Consider the following 23474-nt stretch of genomic DNA (forward strand, 5'->3'; position numbering starts at 1 on the left):
GCTGGCCGGTCGCCGAAGCCCGGTGATAGACACCACCGGTGCACGACACCTTGGACTACCCCGACCTGCTGCGCCTGATCGACGAGCGCTCGACGGCGTTCCGCGCCGCGGTCACCGCCGCACCCGGTCTCGACGTGCGGGTGCCGACCTGTCCCGAGTGGACACTGCTCGACCTGGTGCGCCACCTCGGCGACGGCCGCCGCGCCTGGGCGGCCACCATCGCCGCCGGGCCCGACGCCACCGGCAAATCCACCCCGCCGGACGACCAGGGTCCCCCTCGAGAACTCGAACCCCTGCTGGCGTGGTCGGCCGCGTCGACCCGGCAGCTCCTGGACGCCCTGCGGGAGGCCGGTCCGGATCGCCGTTGCTGGGCCTGGTGGGGCACTTCGCAGTCACCGCTGACCTGTGCCGCCGTCGCGCGGCGTCAGCTAGCCGAGATCGCCGTGCACACCTACGACGCCCAGGTCGCGGCCGGGACCCCTCGGCCGGTACCGGCCGAGGTGGCGGTCGACGGCGTCGAGGAGTTCCTGACCACCATCTGCACGACGACGGTCGCCTGGCCGCACGAACCCGCCGTCGCCGACTACCACGTCACCGAGGGCCGCTCGTGGCGCAACCGGCTCGGCGCCGACGGCGCGCGAACCGACCGCCTCGCCGCCGACGACGGCCGGGCCGACTCCTCCGCGCGCGGTACCGCGAACGACCTGCTCCTCGCCTTCTACGGCCGCGTTCCGCTGGACTCCCTCGCCCTCGACGGCGACCGGCAGCTGTTCGACAAGCTCGTGGAGTGGGACCCGGAACGCTGAGCGGCGCTCAGTGACGCAGCGCGAGGTTCAGCACGTCGCCGGCGTGGTCCAGGCAGTCGACGCAGATCACCGCGTCCCGCTGGGCGCTCGTGACCCGCAGCAGCGGGCGCCGCAGGCCGAGGAACGTGCGGCGCTCGCGGCGGCCGCAGAACTCGCAGACCGCGGCCAGCGGTGACGTCACCGCCGCCAGCACGTCGCCGCCCGGGGTCTCGCGGTCGGCGCCGTCGCGCACCACCCGCAGCCCGGCCCGCACGCAGTCGAGGCAGATCGGGCCGGCCTTGCCCGGGACCCGCGGGCCGCCCGTGCTGCCGCAGAACCGGCAGGGCCGCCCGGCCCCGTTCGCCGATGTCACGGCGCCTCCTCCCGGTTTCGCCGCGCGCACATCGGGAACCCGGGACGCGACGCCACCTCCCGGTCACGCTACCCGCATCCGCACCGGGCGGCGGTGTCGGCGGAACCCGGCTCTCGCTCGGCCGGGTCCCGCGCACGGACCTCCCGCCCGGGCGGCACGGCACGAGCGGGCAGGAGGACACTTTGTCGTCGTTGACGGTGCTGTTCGGCGTGGCCGGACTGCTCGCCCTGGCCGCGGCGATCGTGCCGAAACTCGTCGCGGACCGGCCGTTCTCGGTCCCCCTGGTGATGCTGATCGCCGGGATCGTCCTGGGTCTGCTGCCGCTGCCCGCGCCGTACGGCAACGGCTGGAGCGATCCCGCGGCCCACCTCCAGGGCGTGGAGTCGTTCACCCAGCTGGGCATCCTCGTCGCGCTCGCCGGGGCCGGGCTCTCCGTCGACCGCCCGTTCGGCCTGAAGCGCTGGGGCTCGACGTGGCGGCTGCTCGCGCTGACCATGCCGCTGTCCATCCTCGCGATCGCCGCGCTCGGGTACTGGTGGCTCGCGCTGGCGCCGGGGGTGGCGTTGCTGCTGGCCGCGGCGCTGGCGCCGACCGACCCCGTGCTGGCGGGCGACATCGGCGTGCCGCACCCCGACGTCGAGCCGGAACTGGCCAGGGACAACGAAATCCGCTTCACGCTGACCACCGAAGCGGGGCTCAACGACGGGCTGGCCATGCCGTTCGTCCTGCTCGGGCTGGCGATGGCGGGCAGCAGGCCGGACCTGGCCCCCTCCTGGGTGCTCGTCGACCTGCTGCTGCCGGTCGTGACCGGCGTGGTGGTCGGCCTGGTCGCCGGGCGCGGGCTCGGCTGGGCGATCTTCCGCACGTCGTCCGACCGGCTGCGCCTGGCCGAGTACGGCGACGGTCTCGTCCTGCTCGCCCTGGCCTTCCTGCCGTACGCGCTGGCGGAGTTCGCGCACGGCAACGGGTTCGTCGCGGTGTTCACCGCCGCCGTCTGCGTCCGCAAGCAGGAGCGGGAGCACGAGTACCACGGCGTCCTGCACGCCTTCGGCCACCAGCTGGAACGGCTCTTCGTGCCGCTGGCCCTGCTCGGGCTGGGCCTCGCCATCGGGGACGGGCTGCTGCTGGGCCTGCGCCCCCTGGAAGTCGTGATCGCCGTGGTCGCGGTGCTGGTGGTGCGGCCGGTGATCGGCTGGGTCTCGCTGCTCGGCTCCTCGGCCGGGCGCCCGGCGACGCTCGCGATCGCGTTCTTCGGCGTCCGCGGCATCGGCACGCTCTTCTACCTCGCCTACGCGATCGACCGGCTGCCGGTCGAGCACCAGGACGTGCTGTGGCGGGTCGGCGCGCTCGCCGTCGCCGTGTCCGTGCTGGTCCACGGCATCCTCGCGGAGCCGGCCATCAAGCGGATCGAGCGGATGGGCGGCCACCTGCCGGCCCACTGAGCCCGGTTGGCGAACGCGGCCGCGGGGTACCCGGCCGCCGTGGCTTCCGAGGTGCTGCCCTGGTGGCTCGGCCTGACCGGGCTGTGGGTGCTGACGCTGTCGACGCCGTCGCTGCCCGAGATCGTGGCCGCGGCCGTCGCGGCGGTGCCGTGCGCGTTCGCCGCCCGCGCCGCGCGCAAGGCCGTCGGCGGCGCGTGGCGGCCCCGGGCCCGCTGGTTCCGCTGGCTGCTCGCCGTGCCGGGCGCCGCGGTCCGTGAATCCGTCCAGGTGCTGGTCGAGGTCGTGCGGCACCCGCGCGCGGGCCGGTTCGACACGGTGGACCTCCCCCGGGAACCCGGCGCGGTCCACGACGCCCGGGTGGCCTGCGCGGCCCTCGTCGTCGGCAGCACGCCCGGCACGATGGTCGTCGCCACTCCCCCGGGTGAATCCCGGCTCGTCGTCCACCGGCTCCTCGACGGCGACTCGCGCGTGCTGGACGAGGTGCGCCGGTGACCGGCTGGCTGATCGCCGCCGTGGCGCTCATGGTGGGCGGCCTCGGCCCGGCACTGTGGCTCGCCGCCCGCGGTGACGCCGTCGGGCGCCTCGCCGGGCTGCAGCTCGCCGGGCCGGTCACCGTGCTCACGCTGCTCCTGCTCGTGCAGGCCTACGGTCCGTCGAGCGCGGTGATCCTGCCGCTGACACTGACCGTGCTGGCCTTCGCCGGCACGCTGCTGTTCATCCGGTTGCTGGGGACGACGGAATGACGGTCGTCGCGCAGGTCCTCGTCTTCGCCGGTGTCGCCGTCGTCGTGGTCTCGGCGCTGGCGATGCTGCGGGCCCGGACGCTGCTCACCCGCCTGCACCTGCTCGCCCCGGTCACGACGCTGGGCGCGCCGCTCGTCGGGCTCGGACTGGCTTTGGCCAGTGGCTGGACACTGGCGTCGGGCGCCGTCCTGCTCACCGTCGTGCTGCTCGCGGTGACCGGGCCGGTGCTGCAGTCCGCCGCCGGGCGCGTCGAGGCTCAGCGGCGGGGCGCGATCGACGAGGACCTGCCGTCGTGACGACGGTCGTGCTGCTCGTCGCCCTCGCGTTCGTCGCCGTCGAGGGGTTCGCGGTGGTGGCCACGCCGGACCCGCGGCGCCAGGCGATCACGCTCTCGCTGTTCAGCCTGTGCCTGGCCCTGCTGTTCGTCGCGCTCCAGGCCCCGGACGTCGCGCTGTCGGAACTGGCCATCGGGTCGGCCGTGGTGCCGCTGCTCGTGCTGCTCACCATCCGGAAGGTCGGCGGGCGATGACGCCGCGGGCGCGGACGTGGCTGTGCGCGGCCGGCGCGCTCGGCGTCGCCGTCCTGTTCGTGACGGCCTTCCTGCGGATGCCCGAGTTCGGCGGCACCCTGCACGTCTACCGCGACCTGGCCCTGCCCGCCGCGATCGCCCGCGCGACGCCGAACCTCGTGTCGTCGGTCAACTTCGACCTGCGCGCGCTGGACACCCTGGGCGAGGAGACGATCGTCGCGGCGGCCGTCGTGGGCGCGCTCTCGCTGCTGCAACCGTCCAAAGAGGAACGACAGCGGATCGAGCCCCAGCGCGGGTACGTCCTGCCGGTGGTCAAGCTGGCCGGCTACCTGATGCTGCCGGTGACCCTCCTGCTCGGCGTCGACGTCGTGGTGCACGGCCACCTCACCCCGGGCGGCGGCTTCCAGGGCGGGGTCGTGCTGGCCACCGGCTGGCACCTGCTCTACATCTCCGGCAGCTACCCGGCGCTCGCGCGGCTGCGCCCGATCGACTGGTGCGAGTACGCCGAAGCGGCGGCGACCGGCCTGTACGTCGTCGCCGGGCTCACCGGGCTGGTCGCCGGTGGCACGTTCCTGGCCAACTTCCTGCCGAAGGGCGAGTTCGGGTCGCTGCTGGCGGCCGGCACCGTGCCCGTGCTGAGCGTTCTGGTCGGGATCGAGGTCGCCGCCGGGCTCGTCGTGCTGCTGGCGCAGTTCCTCGGCCAGGGCCTGATCCGCGAGGAGGCCGTGTGATGGTGGGGATGGCCTGCTACGGCGTCGCCGCGTGGCTGCTGCTGATCGGCGCGATCGGCATCGTGCGCAGCCGGCACCTCGTCCACACCGTCGTCTCGCTCTCGGTGGCGCAGGCCGGGACGTACGTGCTGCTGCTCGGCATCGGCTACCAGGACCGGGCCGGCGCCCCGATCGTCGTCCAGGACCAGCGGCAGCCCGTGGTCGACCCGATGGTGCAGGCGATGACGCTGACCGACATCGTCGTGTCGGCGACGATCACCGCGCTGCTGCTCGGGCTGACCATCCAGATCTCGAAGCGCCACGGGACGGTCGATCCCGACGAGCTGCGCGCGCTGCGCGGCTGAGGCGATGAGCGCGCTCCCGGCCCTCGTCGTCGCCCTGCCGCTGCTGGCCGCGTGCGTGCTGCTCGGCCTGGGCGCGAAGCTGCCGCGCGTGGTGACCGACGTCGTCGCGACCACCGCGGCGCTGAGCGTCACGGTGCTGACCGCGGTGCTGCTGGTGGCCGTCCAGCACGGCCGGGTGGTGAGCTGGCTCGGCGGTCACGAACCCGAAGGCACGCGGTCGCTCGGCATCGTCATGGCCGCCGACGGCCTCAACACCACGCTCGCCCTGCTGGCGTCGTTCCTGACGACGTGCGCGCTGGTCTACAGCTGGCGCTACTTCGAGGCGGTCGAAGCCCGCTACCACGCGATGATGCTGCTGTTCCTCACCGGCATGCTCGGCTTCCTGCTCACCGGGGACCTGTTCACCCTCTTCGTCTTCTTCGAGCTGATGAGCGGCGTCGCCTACGCGCTCACCGGGTACCGCGTCGAGGAGGCCGACTCCGTCCAGGGCGCGCTCAACTTCGGCGTCGTGAACTCCCTGGGCGCGTACTTCACGCTGATGGGGATCGGCCTGCTCTACGCGCGCGGCGGCCAGCTCGGGCTGGCCCAGCTCGGCGTCGCCCTCGACGGGAAGCCGGCGGACGCGCTGGTGCTCGCCGCGTTCGTGCTCGTCTGCACCGGCCTGCTGGTCAAGGCGGCCGCGGTACCGTTCCACTTCTGGCTCGCCGACGCGCACGCGGTCGCGCCGACGCCGGTGTGCGTGCTCTTCTCCGGCGTCATGGTCGAGCTGGGTGTCTACGGCGTGCTGCGGGTCCGGCGCACGGTGTTCGGCGGCGTGCTCGACGACGGCGCGTTCGCCCGGGTGCTGCTGGTGCTCGGGATCGGCAGCGCGGTGCTCGGCGCCGTCCTGTGCTTCACCCAGCGCCACCTGAAACGGCTGCTGGCCTACTCGACCATCGCGCACACCGGGTTGTTCCTCTGTGGACTGGCCGCCGCCGACGGCCAGGCGAGCACGGGGTTCGTGCTGGTGGTCGCCGGGCACGCCGGGGCCAAGGCGGCGCTGTTCCTGCTCGTCGGGGTGCTCAAGGACCGCTACGGCAGCGTCGACGAGGACGAGCTGTTCGGCAAGTGCGGGCACTCGCGGCTGGAAGGCGGGCTGTTCGTGCTGGCGGCGCTGGTGCTGGCCGGGCTGCCGCCGTTCGGCGTCGCGTTCGGCAAGGACGTCGCGGAACACGCGCTCGAGCACGCCGGGTACGGCTGGCTGGTGGCGGTGTTCGTGCTCGTCACCGCCGTGACGGCGGCCGCGGTGCTGCGCGCCGGTCTGGGTGTCTACTTCGGACTCGGCCGGCCGCCGCGCCGGGACGACGGCGACCGGACCGCCGGGACGGACGAGGAACCCGAGACGGGCGGACGCATCGCGCGCACCCCGGCGACGATGACCGGCGCGATCGTCGCGGTGCTGGCCGCCGCGCTCGCGGTCCCCTGGCTGAAGGACGTCGCGGTCACCGCCGGGCGGCAGGAGGCCGACCGCGCCGGGTACCTGCACGACGTCCTGCCCGCCTCCGGAGCCGTCGCGCACCTGCCGCCCGTGACAGCCGGGTGGACGACGTCCGGGGTGCTGTTCGGCGGCCTCACGGTGCTGCTGGCGCTCGGCATCGCCGCGGTGGCCCTCTGGCCCCACCGGCTCCCGTCGTGGCCCCGGCCCGTCCGAGCGGCCCTCGAAGTGCTGCACCGGGGCCATTCGGGCCACGTCGGGGACTACGTCGCGTGGCTGCTCGTGGGGGTGACGGTCCTCACGGCGCTCGTCCGGCTCTGATGTGTAGGCGCCTCGCGAGTGGGTAACCGAACGACAAGGCCCTTTTGGCGACTGGCCGATCCGGAAATGTCGCCGCGACGGAAGGTGCGTCCCATGAACGACAAGTTCGAGAACAAGGGTGAAGAGCTCAAGGGCCGGGCGAAGGAAGCTGTCGGCGACGCCACGGGCAACGAGCAGTGGCAGGCCGAGGGCAAGGCCGACCAGGCCAAGGGCTCCCTCAAGCAGGCCGGCGAGAAGATCAAGGACGCCGTCAAGGGCGTCAAGGACAAGAACTGATCCGTAGTTCTGCCGCTGCCGCACCTCGGGTTCCCGGGGTGCGGCAGTTTCGCTGCCGGGGGTGAATCGTGTTCGACGGCTTCGCGCTCGATTACGTCGACGTCGGCGGGGTGACGCTGCGGGTCCGCCACGGCGGCTCCGGTCCGCCGCTCCTGCTGGTGCACGGGCATCCGCGCACCCACACGACGTGGCACCGGGTCGCCCCGCGGCTCGCGGAGCGGTTCACCGTCGTCTGCCCGGACACCCGCGGCTACGGCGAATCGACGAAACCGCCGACCGACGAAGACCACACGCCCTACAGCAAACGCGTCATGGCGGCGGACTGCGTCGCTTTGCTGCGGCACCTCGGCCATTCCCGGTTCTTCGTGGCGGGTCATGACCGCGGCGCCTACGTGGCGACGCGGCTCGCACTCGACCACCCGTCGGTGATCCGGGGCGCGGCGATCCTGGACGCCGTCCCGATCGGGGAAGCCCTCGCCCGCTGCGACGCTCGGTTCGCGCGCGAGTGGTTCCACTGGTTCTTCTTCGCCCAGCCCGAAAAACCCGAACGGGTGATCACCGCCGATCCTGACGCTTGGTACAACGTCGGTACCAAGAACACCCCGGAGCGGCTCGGCGAGGGCAACTTCGCCGACTTCCACCGCGCGATCCACGACCCGGCCACGGTCACCGCGATGCTCGAGGACTACCGGGCCGGCCTGGGTGTCGACCGCGCGCACGACGACGCCGACCAGGCCGCCGGCAAGCGGATCACCTGCCCGGCACTGGTCCTGTGGTCCAGCGACGACGACCTGGAAGACCTCTACGGGGACGTCCTGGCCGTCTGGCGCGGCTGGACCACCGACCTCCGCGGTCACGCGATCAAGTCCGGGCACCACATGGCGGAGGAGAACCCGGCCGCGCTGGCCACCGCACTCGGCGACTTCTTCAGCGGCCTTCCCGCCGACTGAGCCGCTCCCGCTGCGGGATCACCACGTACTTCGGGTCCTTTGTGGACTCCACCCCGGCCGCGTAGACGCCGAACCGCGTGCACAGTCCCGAGGCCAGGTACGCCGTCCCGGCCAGCACGCCCGCCGCGCGGTTCCGCTTCGCCAGCAGGGAAAGTCCCGCGCCGGCCGCCGTCAAAGCCTTCGCCGCCTTCAGCAGCTTGCCCGCTCGGCCCGTCCGGTACGGCTCCGACACCAGGCCCAGGCCGGTTTCCACGTGGTGCTCGGCTACCAGCTCCGCGACCGCCCCGGCGAGCCCCGCCCGGACCGCCGGGCCGAGCTCGCTCGCGGGAACCGCCAGCAGGGCCGCACCCGCACCGCTGGTCAACGCGCTGCCCGCGAACAGCACCGGGAGCGTGCCGTGGGCCTCGTGCCACGACGGCGTCGCCGTGTCCGCCAGCAGGACCGCCGTGTACGTGCACATCGCCGGCCCGAGCACGCCCGCACCGATGCCTGCGAGCCGGCCGATCCGCGGCAGCCGCCCGGTCACCTCGGACGCCGCCGCCACCGCGGCCAGCCCGGAGAACGGCGAGAGGATCCACGACCCCACCGAGAGCGGCGACGTCGGCTTCAGGACCCGCAGCATGTGCAGGAACCGCGTCGGCTTCCCCAGGTCGTGGACCAGCGCCACGACGCTCGCGAGCGAACCGCCGGACGCGACCAGCCTGCCGACGCGGGCCAGCCCCGGCCGCCCGGTGACGTCGGCGAGCGCCGCCATCGTCGCCGACGCGCCCGCCGCGCCGCCGAGGAACAGGTACAGCGGCACGTCCGGCTGCTTCCAGGCCGGTTCCTTGAGGATCGGCTTGCCGTAGTAGGAGCGGAACTCGGCGGGCTCGACCATCGTCCGTTCGCGGCGCGGGCTCATCGGCGCCGGCCCAGGAACGACGCCGCGACGGCCACGGCGACGCCGGCCGCCGTCACCGCCGCCCGCTTCCACATCGCCGGCAGGTCCCGCGTGGTGACCACCGGGTCCGGCGGCAGCCCGTAGACCTCGGGTTCGTCCAGCAGCAGGAAGAACGCGCCGTCGCCGCCGACGCCGTCCTCGGGGTCACGGCCGTAGAGCCGGGCCTCGGGAACGCCGGACTCGTGCAGGTCGCGGACCCGCTCGTCGGCCCGTTCACGGAGTTCGTCGAGCTCGCCGAACTGGATGGAGTCGGTCGGGCACGCCTTGGCGCAGGCCGGTTCCATCCCCGCGCCGAGCCGGTCGTAGCAGAGGGTGCACTTGAACGCGCGGCCGTCGCTCTCGCGCTTTTCGATGACACCGTACGGGCACGCCGGGACGCAGTAGCCGCAGCCGTTGCAGATGTCCTGCTGCACGACGACGGTGCCGAACTCGGTGCGGAACAGCGAGCCGGTCGGGCAGACGTCGAGACAGGCGGCGTGCGTGCAGTGCTTGCAGACATCGCTCGACATCAGCCAGCGCACGCCCGGGTCTTCCTGCCCCGGCGCGCCGACGTCCGGCATCCCGAGGTCCGGCATTCCGAGGTCCACAGTGGACGTCTTCGGCTGCTCGACGAAGGCCACGTGCCGCCAGGTGTTCGAGCCCAGGGCGCCGGTGTTGTCGTAGGACGTGCCGAGCAGGTCGAGCCCGCCCGCCTCGGGCACCTCGTTCCACTCCTTGCACGCGACTTCGCAGGCCTTGCAGCCGATGCACACCGACGTGTCGGTGAAGAACCCCATCCGGGGCTGGGTGCCGTACTCAGCCATCGGCTCGCCTCCGGTACTCGGCCACGAACTCGGGCAGGGCGGCGCCGCGCGGACGCCGTCCCGGCCGGATGTCGCAGGTGGCCGCCTTGGACTCCTGGATGTGCACGTTCGGGTCCATCACGATGGCCAGCAGGTCGTTGGCCGCGTCGCCGCGGGACAGCCCGTTCGGGCCCCAGTGGTACGGCAGGCCGACCTGGTGGATCGTCCGGCCGCGGACCTTCAGCGGTTTCACCCGATCGGTCACGAGGACGCGGGCCTCGATCGCCGTCCGCGCGGAGACGATCGTCGCCCAGCCGCCGTTCTCCAGCCCGCGTTCGGCGGCCAGGGCCGGCGAGACCTCGCAGAAGAACTCCGGCTGCAGCTCCGACAGGTACGGCAGCGTCCGGCTCATGCCGCCGGCCGTGTGGTGCTCGGTGAGCCGGTAGGTGGTGAACACGTACGGGTAGACCTCGCTGCGCGCCGGGTTGTACGGGTTCGCCGGGCTGTCCAGCGTCTGGCGCGTCGGCGACTCCTGCTGGCGGTACAGCGCGTTGTCCACCGGGCTCTCGAACGGCTCGTAGTGCGCGGGCAGCGGGCCGTCCGCGAGACCGGCCGGGACGTAGAGCCACGCCTTGCCATCGGTCTGCATGATGAACGGGTCACGGCCGCCGAGCGCGTCCTGGGCCTTGGCCCCCTCGGGCGGCACGTGGTCCGGGGCCTTCGTCGGCTCGAAGTCCGGGACGTCCGGGCCGACCCACTTGCCCTGGTCGGCGTCCCAGCTGAGCAGTTTCTTCCGTTCGCTCCACGGCTTCCCGTCCGGGTCCGCCGACGCGCGGTTGTAGAGGATCCGCCGGTTCGCCGGCCACGCCCAGGCCCAGCCCTTCGCGACCCAGTCCTGCTCCTGGCCCGGCTGCCGGTTCGCGGCCTGGTTCTTCCCGCCGGCGCGGACACCGCAGTAGATCCAGCAGCCGCACGAGGTCGAGCCGTCGTCCTTCAGTTCCGTGTACGCCGAAAGCGGGCCCTCGGGGCCGTGGCCGTTGATCTCGGCCAGCACGGACTCCGCGCTCGGGTCGTCGGTCGGCCCCTCGACCGGGTAGCTCCAGGTGAGGTCGCGCACCGGCGCGTCCCGGGGGTCGTCGCCGATCCGCTCCCGGATGATCCGGCCCAGGTGGTAGTAGAACCACAGGTCGCTGCGGGCGTCGCCGGGTGGTTCGACGGCCTTGTGGTGCCACTGCAGCAGGCGCTGGGTGTTGGTGAAGCTGCCGTCCTTCTCGGTGTGCGCGGCGGCGGGCAGGAAGAAGACCTCGGTGCCGATCTCCTCGGGCTTCAGCTCGCCCGTCTCGATCTCCGGGCCGTCCTTCCAGAACGTCGCGCTCTCGATCAGCTGCAGGTCCCGGACGACGAGCCAGTCGAGGTTGGCCAGGCCGAGCCGCTGGAACTTGCCGTTGGCCGAGCCGACGGCCGGGTTCTCCCCGACCAGGAAGTACCCCTTGCACTCCCCCTCGATCTGCTTCTGCACGGTCGCGTACGTCCCGTGGTCACCGGTCAGCCGGGGCAGGTAGTCGAACCGGAAGTCGTTATGCGGCTGCGCCGAATCACCCCAGTAGGACTTGAGCAGGCTCACGGCGTAGGAGCGCATGTTGCCCCAGAAGCCCGTCTTGCCCGCGTCGGCTTCGACGAACTCGTCGAGGCTCTGGTGCTGGTGCGCGTGCGGCATCGGGATGTAGCCGGGGAGCAGGTTGAACAGCGTCGGGATGTCGGTGGAGCCCTGGATGCTGGCGTGGCCGCGCAGCGCGAGGATGCCACCGCCGGGACGGCCGATGTTGCCGAGCAGCGTCTGCAGGATCGACGCCGTGCGGATGTACTGCGCGCCGACCGTGTGGTGCGTCCAGCCGACCGAGTACACCCACGCCGTCGTCCGGTCGCGCCCGGAGTTCGCGGTGACCGCCTCGGCGATCTCGCGGAACTGCTCGACCGGCAGGCCGCAGACGTCGGCGACCATCTCCGGCGTGTAGCGCGCGAAGTGGCGCTTGAGCACCTGGAAGACGCACCGCGGGTGCTGCAGCGTCTCGTCGGTCTTCGGCTTGGCGCCGACCGCCGCGCCGCCGCTGCCGTAGGTGTCCGCACGGGCCGTTTTCTGGTGCGCTTCCCCGCCGTGGTGCGACTCCGAGCCCGGCTCCCCCGGCTGTTCGGGATCGGTGGAGCCGGCCGCGGGCACGGTCGGCGCGCCTTCGTACTCCCACGACGTCATGTCGTACCGGCGCTTCTCGGGGTCGTAGCCCGAGAAGACGCCATCGAGGTCTTCGGTGTCGGCGAAGTCCTCACGCAGGATGGCGGCCGCGTTCGTGTAGGCCAGCACGTACTCCCGGAAGTCCTTTTCCTCGCTGAGGACGTAGTTGATCAAGCCGCCGAGGAACGCGATGTCCGTCCCGGCGCGCAACGCCGCGTGGACGTGCGAAACCGCGCTGGTGCGGGTGAACCGCGGGTCGACGTGGATGATCTTCGCGCCGCGGGCCTTCGCCTCCATCACCCACTGGAACCCGACCGGGTGACACTCGGCCATGTTCGAGCCCTGGATGACGATGCAGTCGGCGTTGGCGAGGTCCTGCTGGAACGTCGTGGCGCCCCCACGACCGAAGGAGGTCCCCAGACCGGGAACCGTGGCGGAGTGTCAAATACGGGCCTGGTTTTCGATCTGTATCGCGCCGAGCGCGGTGTACAGCTTCTTCATCAGGTAGTTCTCTTCGTTGTCCAGCGTCGCGCCGCCCAGGCTGGCGAAGCCGAGCGTGCGGTTGAGCTTGCGACCCTGGTCGTCGGCGTCCTGCCACGTCTCGGCGCGGGTCTTCAGGACCCGGTCGGCGATCATGTCCATCGCCGTGTCGAGGGGCAGGCGCTCCCAGTCGGTGCCGTGGGGGCGCCGGTAGAGGACCTCGGTGACGCGGCTCGGGCTGGTCACGAGCTGCTTGCTGGCCGAGCCCTTCGGGCAGAGCCTGCCGCGGGAGATGGGCGAGTCCGGGTCACCCTCGATCTGCGTGACGCGGCCGTCCTTGACGTACACCTTCTGGCCGCAGCCGACGGCGCAGTACGGGCAGACCGACTTGACCACTTTGTCGGCGTCTTCGGTGCGGGCGTGCCATTTCTCCGAACCGTCCGATTTGGCCGCCGCCGCGCGCGCTGTCCGGTCGGGACCGGTCAGCTGCCGGTACACCGGCCAGCCTTCGATCCACTTCCGCACGCTCATGCTTCGCACGGTAGTAGCCATACCCCCGGAACGCAGGCCTAACCACTCGTCCGGCGGGTCCCGTCGCCCAGTGGTTCCGTCAGTCCGGCCGCGTCCAGGCGTTCCAGCAGCGGGATCATCACCCGGCGGGTGCTGTCCAAGGCGCGGCGCGCCGCCGAAACCGTGAACGGCTGGGGTAGCGCGCGCAGCTCGGTCGCGGCTCGCTCTTCGATGTCCGGCCCGAGCACCACGCCCTCCGCCACCGCCGTCAGCCGGCCGAGGCGGACGGCCGCCGCCAGCTCGCGGCGGCCCAGGCCCAGCGCCCGCAGGTCATCGGCTTCCGGAGCGCGGAACGGGTGCTCGGCCAGCTGCTTTTCCACCTCCACCACGGCCTTCTCGACCGCCGGAGCCAGCCCGCCCGGCCGGCGGACGAGCCCGCCCGCCACCTCGAGACCGGTGCCGGCCAGCAGCGGGCCGACCAGCTCCGGTGCGGGCAGGCCGAGCCGCTGCCGCAGCGCCTCCACCGGCATGCCCGCGGCGAGGGCGTCCCAGTCCCGCACGATCGCCGCCGCCTCGGCACGCAGCCCGGCGAACCGCGGCGGGTCGACGCGCCAGCCGCCCACCAGGTCACCCGTCTCGGGCAGCCCCAGCACCGAGAAGTCCGCGGCCCGCACGAAACCGGAGCGGCGCAGGTACACCCCGGCGAGATCATCGGTGGTCAGCTCCTCGCCCCGGGCGCGCGCCGCGCCACGGCGGGCCAGCGACGGCGGCCGGACGTCGAGCACGTCGAAGCCCGCGGCGATCCGGTGCTCGCCGGGGTCGCGCAGCAGCCCGCGATCGCCGACACGCAACGGCAGCGCGGACGTCGTCGTGAGCCGGGCGGTGTCCGTCCCCAGTGGACGGACGCGCACCGGTACCGCCGCCGTCCCGAAGTGCAGCACCAGGTTCCGGTGGAGGTCGGTCGCGTGCAGCCGCACGTCGAACTCGGCCGTCTCTTGCCAGCGGTCCGGGGTGAGCAGGACGTCGCCGCGTCCGACGTCCGCCCGCGCGGTGCCGCGCAGGTTCACCGCCACGCGCGCCACGGCCGTCACCCGGTCGTGTGCCTCGCCGAGCGCCTGCAGGCCGCGGACCTTGACCCGCGCGTCCCCGAGCAGCAGCTCGTCGCCGACGGCGATCGTCCCCGCGGCGAGCGTTCCGGTGACGACCGTGCCCGCGCCCGAAACGGTGAACGCCCGGTCGATCCACAGCCGGACATCGGCGTCCGGATCGGGCGCCGGCAACCCTCCGGCCAGCGCGGCGATCGCCGCGCGCAGCTCGTCGAAACCCGCACCGGTCTTCCCGCTGACGGCGACGCTCGGCACGGCACCCAGCGACGTCGCGGCGATCTCGCCGAGCGCGGCCTCGGTCGCGGCCGCCGGATCGGCGCGGTCCGCCTTCGTGACGACCAGCAGCCCGCGCCGGACACCGAACGCGTCGAGCGCGGCGAGGTGCTCGGCCGACTGCGGCATCCAGCCCTCGTCGGCCGCGACGACGAACAGCACCGCCGGCGCGGGCCCGGCGCCCGCCAGCATGTTCGGCACGAACCGTTCGTGGCCCGGCACATCGACGAACGCGACGTCGTCGTCGCCGATCCGCGTCCAGGCGAACCCGAGGTCGATGGTGAGCCCGCGGCGGCGCTCCTCGCCCCACCGGTCGGGCTCCATCCCGGTCAGCCGGCGCACGAGCGTCGACTTCCCGTGGTCGACGTGCCCGGCGGTGACGATCACCCGCATCGGCGGACGGCTTCCAGGAGCTTCGCGTCCTCTTCCGGCCGGACGGTCCGCAGGTCGAGCAGGCACCGGTCCCGCTCGACCCGGCCGACGACCGCGGGCTCGCCGGTCCGCAACGCGACGGCGTACCGGGCGGGCAGGCTCACCGCGACGCTGGGCAGCTCGACACCCGGCGCTCCCCCGCCGCCGACGGCCGACGACACCGAGACCATCCGGGCGTCAATGCCTTCCAGTGCTTTGACCAGGGTCTCCGCTCGTTCTCGGAGGCTCGCGACCGACGCGTCGAGGGCCGCGCGCACCGGCGGTTCCGGCCCGCGGAGCGTCGCTTCGAGCGCGGCGAGCGTGAGCTTGTCGACGCGCAGCGCCCGCGCGGCCGGGTGCCGTCGCAGCCGTTCGACGACGTCGGCGTCGCCGAGCAGGAGACCGGCCTGCGGGCCGCCGAGCAGCTTGTCGCCGCTGGCCGTCACGACCGTGGCGCCCGCCCGCAGCGCGCTCGCGGCGTCCGGTTCGTCCGGCAGGAGCGGGTGGGGGGTCAGCAGGCCGGACCCGATGTCGGCGACCACGGGCACGCCGAGGCCGGCCAGCTCGCCGAGCGCCGCTTCCGACGTGAAACCGGTGACCCGGTAGTTCGACGGGTGGACCTTGAGGACGAACCCGGTGTCCGGGCCGAGAGCGTCGGCGTAGTCGCGCACCGAAGTCCGGTTGGTGGTGCCGACCTCGCGCAGCCGGGCGCCGGTCGACGCGAGGAGGTCGGGGATGCGGAAGCCGTCGCCGATCTCGACCAGTTCGCCCCGGCTGACGACGATCTCCCGGCCCGGGGCCAGCGCGAGCGCGCAGAGCAGCAGGGCGGCCGCGTTGTTGTTGACGACGTGCACGCCACCGGCGTCCGGGACGGCGGCGGCCAGCGCCGCGAGGGCACCCCGCCCGCGCCGCGCCCGCTCACCGGTCGCCAGGTCGAACTCGACATCCGTGGCGCCCCCGGCCGCCACCAGGGCGTCGAGCGCGGCCGCGGACAGCGGGGCCCGGCCGAGGTTGGTGTGCACGACGACGCCGGTCGCGTTGACCACCGGCCGCAGCGACGCCGCGCTCGCCGGGAGCCGCCCGAGCACGACGTCGACGACGTCGTGCGGGGCTATCTCCCCGGCTCGCGCGGCTCGTTGCGATTCCTGGATCACGGCCTTGACCAGGTCACGCCCGAGCGTCTCGGCGAACTTGGCGACCCGGGGCTCGGCCAGCACCGCGTCGGTCCGCGGGATCGCGCGGCGGGGGTCAGGCATGGCGGAGGCGGACGGGAATCGAACCCGCCAACGACAGGACCTGCCGTTCACCGGTTTTGAAGACCGTGCCGGTCACCAGGCCGGATACGCCTCCCTGCACCATGCGACCATCCTGCCAAGGTTGCGGCCGGCGGGCACGATGAAGCGGTGGAGTACCGACTGACGCAGTACGCCCACGGCGGCGGCTGCGCGTGCAAGATCCCGCCCGGCGAGCTGGAGGAGGCCGTCCGCGGCCTCACCGGCAGCTCCCCCACCGACCCGGCGGGCGAGCTCCTCGTCGGCCTCGACACCGGCGACGACGCGGCCGTCGTCAAGATCTCCGGGTCGACGGCGCTGATCGCGACCACCGACTTCTTCACCCCGGTCGTCGACGACGCCTACGACTGGGGGCGGATCGCCGCGGCCAACGCGCTTTCCGACGTGTACGCCATGGGCGGCACGCCGGTGGTGGCGGTCAACCTGCTCGGCTGGCCGCGGGAGACGCTGCCGTTCGAGCTGGCGGGCGAGGTGCTGCGCGGCGGGCTCGACGTCTGCGGCAAGGCGGGCTGCCACCTGGCCGGCGGGCACAGCATCGACGACCCGGAACCGAAGTACGGCCTGGCCGTCACCGGTATCGCGGATCCCGCGCGGCTGCTGCGCAACGACGCCGGCCGCGCGGGCGTGCCGCTGACGCTGACCAAGCCGCTCGGCATCGGCGTGCTGAACTCGCGGCACAAGGCGACCGGCGAACGGTTCGCGCAGGCTATCGACGTCATGACGACGCTGAACGACGCCGCCGCCCGCGCCGCGCTGGCCGCCGGGGCCGTCTGCGCCACCGACGTCACCGGCTTCGGCCTGCTCGGCCACCTGCACAAGCTGGCCAGGGCGAGTGGCGTCACCGCGCGCCTGGACCCGCCGGCTGTGCCGTACGTCGAAGGCGCGCGAGAGGCGCTGCGCGACGGGTACGTCAGCGGGGGCACGCGCCGCAACCTCGACTGGGTGCGTCCGCACGTGGACCTGTCCCGGATCTCCGAGGACGAGGCGCTGCTGCTGGCCGACGCGCAGACGTCCGGCGGGCTGCTGGTCGCCGGGGAGGTGCCGGGGTATCCGGTGATCGGGGAGCTCGTGCCGCGCGGGGACCACACGATCGTCGTGGGGTGAGTTTCGGGGCGGTCGCGGCGGGTACGCGGAAATCATGTCTGCACCGGACCGTTCCAGCCTCGAACAGCACCTGGCCCAGACCGCCTACCCGTGCGGCCGCGACGAACTCCTGCGGCGCGCGGCGGCGGCCGGCGGCGGGGACTCCGTGCTCGGTTCGCTCGGCGGCCTGGCCGAGGGCGACCGGTACGAGGACTTCGACGCCGTGTGGGCGGCGGTGTCGGCGAAGCGCCTCGGCGGGACGTCCTAGGCGAGCCGCTCCACGGCGTCGCGCGCTTCCTTGAGGTCCGCGCCCGTGTTCTCGCGGTAGACCTTGATGGCCTGGATCTTCTTGCCCTCGCGCAGCAACGCGGTGACCTCGTCGAGCCCGGGCTCGACGACGGTCACGCCGAGCTGGGCGACGATGGCGTCCAGCTTCCGTTCCATCCGATCGAGCCGGCGGCCGAGCCTGCGTTCGGTGGACGACGATCCCAGGCCGACGACCGTGATGAGCAGGACGATCCCGAGCAGCAGCATCCCGTAGTCCATGGCGGGTCATGCTACTGCGCGAAAACTGTCGGTGCCCGCGTTTAGGGTGGCCCCATGACGACATTGACCGATCGCCCGAACACCGCTCTGCTGATCGTCGACGTGCAGAACGGCGTGATGGACGGCGCCCACGACCGCGCCGCCGTCCTCGCGAACATCGTCGCGTTGGTGGAGAAGGCGCGCGCGGGCGGGACCGAGGTGGTGTGGGTGCAACACACCGATGACGGGCTGCCCCGCGGGAGCGAGGAGTGGGAGTACGTGCCGGAACTGGTGCGGCGCGAGTCGGAACCGTTGGTGCACAAGGGTTACGGCGACGCGTTCGAGGACACCGACCTGGAGGCGGTGCTGGCGGCCCGCGATATCGGCAGGCTGGTGGTGGCGGGAGCCCAGACGGACGTGTGCATCAGGTCCACCCTCCACGGCGCGTTCACCCGCGGCTACGACGCGACACTGGTGTCCGACGCGCACACGACGGAGGACCTGTCGGCGTACGGGGCACCTGAGCCGGGGGCGGTCATCGCGCACACGAACCTGTATTGGCAGTACCAGACGGCACCGGGGCGGACTGCGGGGACGGTGCAGACCGCGGAGGTGGAGTTCGGGGTGAAGGCACCGGCCTGAGCGGCTCGGGGTGGGGGCGGTTGGTCGGGTGGGCGCGCCCCGGTTGGGGGCTTGCGGGCGGTGGCCCCTGGGGCGCCTTCGTGGCCGAGGCACGGCCGTTTGCCGGGTTCAGGACTGCGGGCGGTGGTCCCGGGGTCGCCTTCGTGGCCGAGGTGGGGGTGTCGCGGTCGGGGACCTGCGGGCGTTGGCCCCTGGGGCGCCTTCGCGGCAAGGGCGGACCGTTGGCCAGGTTGAGGACTGCGGCCGGTGGCCCCGGAGTCGCTTCCGTGGCCGTGCGGCGGTCATTGCGGTCGGCGCACCCGAAGTGGCGTCGGGTGCGAGTCGTTCATGACGACCGGCCCGGCCTACTCCGGGCGCTGGAAGCCGTACGCGCGCTCCACTTTCGCCACCTCGATGTGGTAGTCCGCGTACCACTGCTCCCGGCCGCGGCGCTGGGCCTCCAGGTGCTCCGGATGCTGCTTCCACGCCGTGATCGACTCGGCGTCGCGGTAGTACAGCACCGTCAGCTCGCGGCCGTCGGCGTCCGTCCGGGACTCGCGTCCCAGGTAGCCCGGCTGCGCCCTCCCCAGCGAGCCCATCCGGGCGTCCATGGGTGCGTATCCGTCTAGGTTGCCCGCGTCGAGCTTGCTGCTGATGATCACCGCGTAGTACGGAGGTTCGGGTCTCGTGAAGGACACCGCCGGAGCCTAGGTCCGCGCCGCCGCCGGCCCCAACCGATATTCACGCTCCGCGCAGGTGGTCGCGCAGGGCTCGGGACACCCGGGCCATCAGCACGTCCGCCTCGGGCTGGAGTACCGCCGGGACGCGGGACTCCGTCAGCGCCACCACGCCGAACGCCCGGCCGTCCGCGTGCTCGACTACTCCGGCCTCGTGCCGCAGGTTCAGCAGCGTTCCCGTCTTCGACGACCACTTCGCCGCGTCCGAAGCGAAGTCCGGCGTCAAGCGGTGGCGGATCACGTTGTGCGCCATCAGTTCCCTCACACCCGCGGCCACCACGGGATCGATCCGCGACGGCGTCCACAGCGCCTGCAGCAGCTCCAGCACCGCCCGCGCCGACGCCGCGTTCGCGCGGGTCACGTCGAGCTGGGGCAGCCGGTGCCCCTGGCCCGCCGTGCCCGCGCCGATCGCCAGTGCGTGCGCCAGGTCGACCTCGCCCGCGTCGAACCGCTCGGCCGGGGTGTCGACGAGGTCCGCCATCAGGTGGCGCACGGCGATTCCCCGCAGACCCCACCCCTCCAGCGCCCGCATCACGGCGTCGGGCGGCGTGAGACCGAACAGGACGTCGGCCGCCACGCCGTCGCTCAGTGCCGTGCTCAGGTACAGCAGGTCGTCGACGGCGATCCGGGCCGGGTGGCGGAAGCGCGTCAGCCCGATCGGACCGGGCGTGGTGACTCCGCCCGGCGCGACCTCCAGCTGCGTCGCGCCGTCCAGTTCGCCACGGCGGATGCGCTCCAGGGTCGCCGCCGCCAGGGGGACCTTCACCAGCGACGCGATCGGGTACTCGCGGTCCGGGTCGATCCCCAGCTCGTGCCCCGACCGCAGGTCGCGGACCAGGAACGACCCGCGCAGCCCGCCTTCGTCCAGCTCCGCCCGCAGCTGCCGGACCAGCCCTTCCGCTCTCATGCCTCGGCTCCCAGGCACCGGGCGACCGCCGACGACAGTCCGCGCAACCGGTCGGCGTCTTCGCCCAGAGTCGCCGCGACGCCGAAGCCGCGCGCCAGCGAGATCTCGCCGACCGGGCGCCAGTGCAGCCCCAGCTCGTCGGCCTGCGCGGCCGAGCACAGCAGCAGGTCCGCCGAGCCGAACACCGCCGCCGCGGCCGCGGTCAGCGATCCGGCCACGGCCACCTGCGCCGGCGGCAGGCCCACGGCGTCCCGCACCCGCAGCAGCCGGTCGCGGACGTGCGGGACGTCGTCCTCCGGCTGGAGCCGGACGTGCCGCCGCGGTCCCCCGGACCGCCCGGCCCGCAACGTCTCCAGGTGCACGACCCGGGCCGGCGGCGCGACCACCCCGGCCAGCCCCAGCGGCACCGACCACACGCCTTCGTCGGCCGGGACCGCGACGAGCGCCGCCCGCACCTCCTGCGTGCGGACCAGCTCGGCCCGCTCGCCCGGCGGCGCGACGCGGAACTCCAGGTGGACCTCCTGCGCGCGGGCTTCGGCGGCCAGCTCGGCCAGCGAACGCACCCCGCACGTGTCCGGGACGGCGACGCGCATCGGCCGCAGCCGCGCCTGCCGCGCGTCGTGTTCGAGCGCGTCGGCCAGCTGCACCAGCCGCCGGGCGGAGGGCAGCACGTCGCGCCCGAACGGCGTGAGCCGCGCCCGGCGGGTCGTCCGGTCGAAGAGCCGTTCGCCGAAGTGCGCTTCCAGCGCGGCGATGCGCCGGCTCGCGACCGGCTGCGGGATCCGCGCGACCGCCGCGCCCGCCGTGAAGCTCCCCGCTTCGCTCACGCTGACGAACGCCCTGCAGCCGCCGACCAGGTCCACGACCCCACTCTATGCGATTCCGGCATCGAACCGTTCACTTCCGTCTTGGACAGCATGAGCGAAGCCGGTGAGACTGCGGATGTCGATCAAGATCGGAAAGGTTGTCCCGTGCCGCTCCCCCACGTCCGGCGGGCCGCGTTCGTCGCGCTGGCTCTCCTGTCGCTCACCGCCTGCACCACTCAAGCCGCCGAGGCCCCAGCACCGGCACCGGCAGCAAAGCCATCGACGACGGCGGCAGCCCCGCAACCGGACTTCGCGCCCTTGGAGCGTGAGTTCGGCGCCCGCCTAGGCGTGTACGCCGTGGACACCGGCTCCGGCCGCGAGCTGACCCACCGCGCCGACGAACGCTTCGGTTACGCCTCGACGCACAAGGCGTTCTCGGCCGCGGCCGTCCTCCAGCGCACGAGCCTCGACGGGCTGGCGAAGGTGCTGAAGTACACCCGCGCCGACCTCCAGCCGAACTCGCCGGTCACCGAAAAGCACGTCACCACCGGCATTTCCCTGCGCGACGCGATGGACGCGGCGCTGCGCTACAGCGACAACACCGCCGCCAACCTGCTGTTCCGCGAGCTGGGCGGGCCGCGGGGGCTCGGCGACGCGCTGCGCGGGATCGGCGACACGACCACGCACGTCGACCGGACCGAACCCGGCCTCAACGACCTCGCGCCCGGCGACGTCCGCGACACCAGCACCCCGCGGGCGATGGCCACCAGCCTGCGCGTGTTCACCCTCGGCGCCGCGCTGCCGCCGGAGAAGCGGACGGTGCTCACCGACATGATGCGCGCCAACACCACCGGCGCGGCCCTGATCCGGGCGGGCGCGCCGGCGGGCTGGGCCGTCGCCGACAAGACCGGCACCGGCGGCTACGCGACGCGCAATGACATCGCCGTCGTCTGGCCGCCGGGGCGCGCGCCGATCGTGCTGGTCGTCATGTCCGACAAGAAGGCCGAGGACGCGTCGCCCGACGACCGGCTGATCGCGCAGGCGGCGAAGCTCGCCCTCAGCGGTCTTCGGTGAGGACGCGGGCTTCGAGGTCGACGCCGTGGGTGCCGATCACCTCGGCCCGCACGAGCGAACCCGGCTCCGGCGCCACCCCGGCGAACGTCACGTGCCCGTCGACCTCGGGTCCCTGGTGCGCCGCCCAGCCGCGTCCGCCGGTTCCGACGACCACGTCCACGACCGCGCCGAGCCGCTCCTCCGCGCGGCGCGAGACCTGGTCGTCGGCCAGGACCGACAGCTCCTCGACCCGCTCGGCGAGCACCGCGGCCGGGACCTTGCCCGGCAGGCCGGCGGCCTCGGTGCCGTCCTCGTCCGAGTAGCCGAAGACGCCGATGGAGTCCAGCCGGGCCTGCTCCAGGAAGAGCTTCAGCTCGGCGAACTCGGCGTCGGTCTCGCCCGGGAAGCCCGCGATGAAGTTCGACCGCACCCCGGCGTCCGGCGCGATCGTCCGGATCCGTTCGAGCAGCTGCAGGAAGCGCTCCCGGTCGCCGAACCGGCGCATCCGGCGCAGCACCGGGCCGCTCGCGTGCTGGAACGAGAGGTCGAAGTACGGGGCGACGCCCGGGGTCCCGGCGATCGCCTCGACGAGGCCGGGCCGCAGCTCGGCCGGCTGCAGGTAGCTGACCCGGACGCGGTCGGCGACGGCGGCGAGCTCCGGCAGCAGCTTTTCCAGCGCCTGCAGGTCGCCGAGGTCCTTGCCGTAGGACGTCGAGTTCTCGCTGACCAGCACCAGCTCGCGCACGCCGTGGCCGGCGAGCCATTCGGCCTCGGCGAGGATCTCGGCGGGCGGCCGGGAGACGAACGCGCCGCGGAAGCTCGGGATCGCGCAGAACGTGCACCGCCGGTCGCAGCCCGACGCCAGTTTCAGCGGCGCGACCGGGCCGCCGCCGAGCCGGTGCCGCAGCACCCGCGGGCCGCTCGCCGGGCCGCCGTGTCCCGGCACGTGGGCGGAGACCGCGGTCCGCCGCACCGGCGTGATCGGCAGGAGCGTGCGCCGGTCGCGCGGGGTGTGCGCGGGCGCGGTCCGGCCCTGGAGGACGTCCTCGATGCGGTCGCCGATCTCCGGGTAGTCGTCGAACGAGAGGACGGCGTCGGCCTCCGGCAGCGCGTCGGCGAGCTCGCGGCCGTAGCGCTCGGCCATGCAGCCGACCGCGACGACCTTCGCGCCCTTGCCGGACGCGGCGAGGACCGTGTCGATCGACTCCTTCTTGGCCGCTTCGATGAAGCCGCAGGTGTTCACCACGACGACGTCGGCTTCGTCGCCGGCTTCGGCCAAGCGGAAGCCCGAACCGCCGAGGCGGGCGGCGAGCTCGTCGGAGTCGACTTCGTTGCGCGCGCAGCCCAGGGTGACCAGGGAGACGGTGCGCACGCCGTCAGTCCGCGACGACGTCGCCGTGGCCCGGCTGGTCGCCGATCCCGAGGACCACCACGTGCTCGCCGCAGCAGTCGCCGATCGCCTTGGTCTGCACCAGTGCCGGCGTGTCGACGGCCGGCGCGACGGCGTTCAGGGGCAGGTAGGCGGTGATCACCATGCCGCTCGCCAGCAGCACCCTGGCGATCTTCCGGCGCCGGTCACCGACTTCGTGGACGCCGACGCACGTGCCCCACTCCTGCCCGGCCGGTGCCTCCTGGGCGTTCTCCTGGCGCAGCCGACGTTCTTCGGCCATCCGCTCGAGCATGCTCACGGGTCCCCCTCGGTGCGTCCGGTAGCCGGTCGAGCCGAGAGTCGCACGCCGCGGGAAACCGT

Annotated in this window: 27 protein-coding genes and 1 tRNA gene; 15 read left to right on the forward strand and 13 right to left on the reverse strand. The window is 73.3% G+C overall.

Annotated elements, in window-relative coordinates; genetic code table 11:
* The first annotated feature begins 38 nt into the window (after positions 1-38).
* A complete protein-coding gene (locus ACZ7PG_RS40190) occupies positions 39-806 on the forward strand; it encodes a maleylpyruvate isomerase family mycothiol-dependent enzyme (RefSeq protein ID WP_470244430.1) in 768 nt (255 codons plus the stop codon).
* A gap of 7 nt (positions 807-813) precedes the next feature.
* Here the strand turns inward: ACZ7PG_RS40190 and ACZ7PG_RS40195 are convergent, their stop codons facing one another.
* On the reverse strand, positions 814-1158 hold the full coding sequence (locus tag ACZ7PG_RS40195) for a hypothetical protein (protein ID WP_470244431.1): 345 nt from the start codon (positions 1156-1158) through the stop codon (positions 814-816).
* A 182-nt stretch (positions 1159-1340) separates the two neighbouring features.
* On the opposite strand from ACZ7PG_RS40195, the gene ACZ7PG_RS40200 reads away from it, so the two are divergent.
* From ACZ7PG_RS40200 to ACZ7PG_RS40245, 10 genes are all read left to right on the forward strand, one after another.
* Positions 1341-2600 carry a cation:proton antiporter domain-containing protein gene (locus ACZ7PG_RS40200; protein WP_470244432.1) on the forward strand — a complete coding sequence of 420 codons (1260 nt, stop codon included), beginning with the start codon at positions 1341-1343 and terminating at the stop codon, positions 2598-2600.
* Positions 2601-2639: 39 nt separating this feature from the next.
* Positions 2640-3092 (forward strand): Na+/H+ antiporter subunit E, encoded by a 453-nt coding sequence (locus ACZ7PG_RS40205; RefSeq protein ID WP_470244433.1) that lies wholly within the window; start codon positions 2640-2642, stop codon positions 3090-3092.
* Positions 3089-3343 carry a hypothetical protein gene (locus ACZ7PG_RS40210; protein ID WP_470244434.1) on the forward strand — a complete coding sequence of 85 codons (255 nt, stop codon included), beginning with the start codon at positions 3089-3091 and terminating at the stop codon, positions 3341-3343. The genes ACZ7PG_RS40205 and ACZ7PG_RS40210 overlap by 4 nt, the downstream gene beginning before the upstream one ends.
* On the forward strand, positions 3340-3639 hold the full coding sequence (locus ACZ7PG_RS40215) for a monovalent cation/H(+) antiporter subunit G (protein WP_470244435.1): 300 nt from the start codon (positions 3340-3342) through the stop codon (positions 3637-3639). The genes ACZ7PG_RS40210 and ACZ7PG_RS40215 overlap by 4 nt, the downstream gene beginning before the upstream one ends.
* Positions 3636-3872, forward strand: coding sequence for a Na(+)/H(+) antiporter subunit B (locus tag ACZ7PG_RS40220; protein ID WP_470244436.1), 237 nt, complete (start codon positions 3636-3638; stop codon positions 3870-3872). Before ACZ7PG_RS40215 ends, ACZ7PG_RS40220 begins: the two co-directional genes overlap by 4 nt.
* Positions 3869-4603 (forward strand): MnhB domain-containing protein, encoded by a 735-nt coding sequence (locus ACZ7PG_RS40225; RefSeq protein WP_470244437.1) that lies wholly within the window; start codon positions 3869-3871, stop codon positions 4601-4603. The genes ACZ7PG_RS40220 and ACZ7PG_RS40225 overlap by 4 nt, the downstream gene beginning before the upstream one ends.
* The gene (locus ACZ7PG_RS40230; protein WP_470244438.1) at positions 4603-4947 is read left to right on the forward strand and encodes a sodium:proton antiporter; all 345 of its coding nucleotides are present in this window, start codon (positions 4603-4605) and stop codon (positions 4945-4947) included. The genes ACZ7PG_RS40225 and ACZ7PG_RS40230 overlap by 1 nt, the downstream gene beginning before the upstream one ends.
* 4 nt (positions 4948-4951) lie before the next feature.
* The gene (locus ACZ7PG_RS40235) at positions 4952-6742 is read left to right on the forward strand and encodes a complex I subunit 5 family protein (protein WP_470244439.1); all 1791 of its coding nucleotides are present in this window, start codon (positions 4952-4954) and stop codon (positions 6740-6742) included.
* 93 nt (positions 6743-6835) lie between these two features.
* A complete protein-coding gene (locus tag ACZ7PG_RS40240) occupies positions 6836-7018 on the forward strand; it encodes a CsbD family protein (RefSeq protein WP_470244440.1) in 183 nt (60 codons plus the stop codon).
* A 68-nt stretch (positions 7019-7086) separates the two neighbouring features.
* Positions 7087-7968 (forward strand): alpha/beta fold hydrolase, encoded by an 882-nt coding sequence (locus ACZ7PG_RS40245; protein WP_470244441.1) that lies wholly within the window; start codon positions 7087-7089, stop codon positions 7966-7968.
* Here the strand turns inward: ACZ7PG_RS40245 and nrfD are convergent.
* The 6 genes from nrfD to ACZ7PG_RS40275 form a co-directional block, all read right to left on the reverse strand.
* Positions 7946-8869 carry an NrfD/PsrC family molybdoenzyme membrane anchor subunit gene (gene nrfD, locus ACZ7PG_RS40250; protein ID WP_470244442.1) on the reverse strand — a complete coding sequence of 308 codons (924 nt, stop codon included), beginning with the start codon at positions 8867-8869 and terminating at the stop codon, positions 7946-7948. The genes ACZ7PG_RS40245 and nrfD overlap by 23 nt on opposite strands.
* Positions 8866-9711 carry a 4Fe-4S dicluster domain-containing protein gene (locus ACZ7PG_RS40255; RefSeq protein ID WP_470244443.1) on the reverse strand — a complete coding sequence of 282 codons (846 nt, stop codon included), beginning with the start codon at positions 9709-9711 and terminating at the stop codon, positions 8866-8868. The genes nrfD and ACZ7PG_RS40255 overlap by 4 nt, the downstream gene beginning before the upstream one ends.
* A complete protein-coding gene (gene fdh / locus ACZ7PG_RS40260; protein WP_470244444.1) occupies positions 9704-12931 on the reverse strand; it encodes a formate dehydrogenase in 3228 nt (1075 codons plus the stop codon). Before fdh ends, ACZ7PG_RS40255 begins: the two co-directional genes overlap by 8 nt.
* Positions 12932-12969: 38 nt before the next feature.
* Positions 12970-14682 carry a selenocysteine-specific translation elongation factor gene (selB, locus tag ACZ7PG_RS40265; protein ID WP_470244445.1) on the reverse strand — a complete coding sequence of 571 codons (1713 nt, stop codon included), beginning with the start codon at positions 14680-14682 and terminating at the stop codon, positions 12970-12972.
* Positions 14673-15956 (reverse strand): L-seryl-tRNA(Sec) selenium transferase, encoded by a 1284-nt coding sequence (gene selA, locus ACZ7PG_RS40270; RefSeq protein WP_470244446.1) that lies wholly within the window; start codon positions 15954-15956, stop codon positions 14673-14675. The genes selB and selA overlap by 10 nt, the downstream gene beginning before the upstream one ends.
* Positions 15956-16050 (reverse strand) — tRNA-Sec (locus tag ACZ7PG_RS40275). Before ACZ7PG_RS40275 ends, selA begins: the two co-directional genes overlap by 1 nt.
* A 53-nt stretch (positions 16051-16103) precedes the next feature.
* On the opposite strand from ACZ7PG_RS40275, the gene selD reads away from it, so the two are divergent.
* Together selD and ACZ7PG_RS40285 are read left to right on the forward strand one after the other, a co-directional pair.
* Positions 16104-17096 (forward strand): selenide, water dikinase SelD, encoded by a 993-nt coding sequence (gene selD, locus ACZ7PG_RS40280; protein ID WP_470244447.1) that lies wholly within the window; start codon positions 16104-16106, stop codon positions 17094-17096.
* A gap of 34 nt (positions 17097-17130) precedes the next feature.
* A complete protein-coding gene (locus tag ACZ7PG_RS40285; protein WP_470244448.1) occupies positions 17131-17343 on the forward strand; it encodes a DUF2795 domain-containing protein in 213 nt (70 codons plus the stop codon).
* Here ACZ7PG_RS40285 and ACZ7PG_RS40290 read toward each other — a convergent pair.
* Positions 17340-17621 (reverse strand): hypothetical protein, encoded by a 282-nt coding sequence (locus ACZ7PG_RS40290; RefSeq protein ID WP_470244449.1) that lies wholly within the window; start codon positions 17619-17621, stop codon positions 17340-17342. The two genes, ACZ7PG_RS40285 and ACZ7PG_RS40290, sit on opposite strands and share 4 nt — an antisense overlap.
* A gap of 54 nt (positions 17622-17675) precedes the next feature.
* Here ACZ7PG_RS40290 and ACZ7PG_RS40295 point away from each other — a divergent pair, with 54 nt between their 5' ends.
* Positions 17676-18242: a cysteine hydrolase family protein gene (locus ACZ7PG_RS40295; RefSeq protein WP_470244450.1), complete on the forward strand. Its 567-nt coding sequence runs from the start codon at positions 17676-17678 to the stop codon at positions 18240-18242.
* A gap of 344 nt (positions 18243-18586) precedes the next feature.
* Here the strand turns inward: ACZ7PG_RS40295 and ACZ7PG_RS40300 are convergent, their stop codons facing one another.
* Genes ACZ7PG_RS40300 through ACZ7PG_RS40310 form a run of 3 tightly spaced genes read right to left on the reverse strand, consistent with a single transcriptional unit; the run spans position 18587 to position 20728 of the window.
* Complete coding sequence (locus tag ACZ7PG_RS40300) at positions 18587-18919, reverse strand: antibiotic biosynthesis monooxygenase family protein (protein WP_470244451.1); 333 nt, start codon at positions 18917-18919, stop codon at positions 18587-18589.
* A gap of 43 nt (positions 18920-18962) precedes the next feature.
* Entirely contained in the window at positions 18963-19865 is a 903-nt protein-coding gene (locus ACZ7PG_RS40305) for a serine hydrolase (protein ID WP_470244452.1), read from the reverse strand.
* The gene (locus ACZ7PG_RS40310) at positions 19862-20728 is read right to left on the reverse strand and encodes a LysR family transcriptional regulator (protein WP_470244453.1); all 867 of its coding nucleotides are present in this window, start codon (positions 20726-20728) and stop codon (positions 19862-19864) included. Before ACZ7PG_RS40310 ends, ACZ7PG_RS40305 begins: the two co-directional genes overlap by 4 nt.
* Before the next feature lie 54 nt (positions 20729-20782).
* Between ACZ7PG_RS40310 and bla the strand changes: the two genes are divergently transcribed.
* Positions 20783-21745: a class A beta-lactamase gene (bla, locus tag ACZ7PG_RS40315; RefSeq protein ID WP_470244454.1), complete on the forward strand. Its 963-nt coding sequence runs from the start codon at positions 20783-20785 to the stop codon at positions 21743-21745.
* Here the strand turns inward: bla and rimO are convergent.
* Together rimO and ACZ7PG_RS40325 are read right to left on the reverse strand one after the other, a co-directional pair.
* Positions 21729-23096: a 30S ribosomal protein S12 methylthiotransferase RimO gene (gene rimO / locus ACZ7PG_RS40320; protein ID WP_470244455.1), complete on the reverse strand. Its 1368-nt coding sequence runs from the start codon at positions 23094-23096 to the stop codon at positions 21729-21731. The two genes, bla and rimO, sit on opposite strands and share 17 nt — an antisense overlap.
* A gap of 4 nt (positions 23097-23100) precedes the next feature.
* Entirely contained in the window at positions 23101-23412 is a 312-nt protein-coding gene (locus tag ACZ7PG_RS40325) for an uS12 family ribosomal protein (RefSeq protein ID WP_470244456.1), read from the reverse strand.
* Positions 23413-23474 lie beyond the last annotated feature (62 nt).

The organism is Amycolatopsis sp. NPDC114504, from assembly GCF_055633595.1.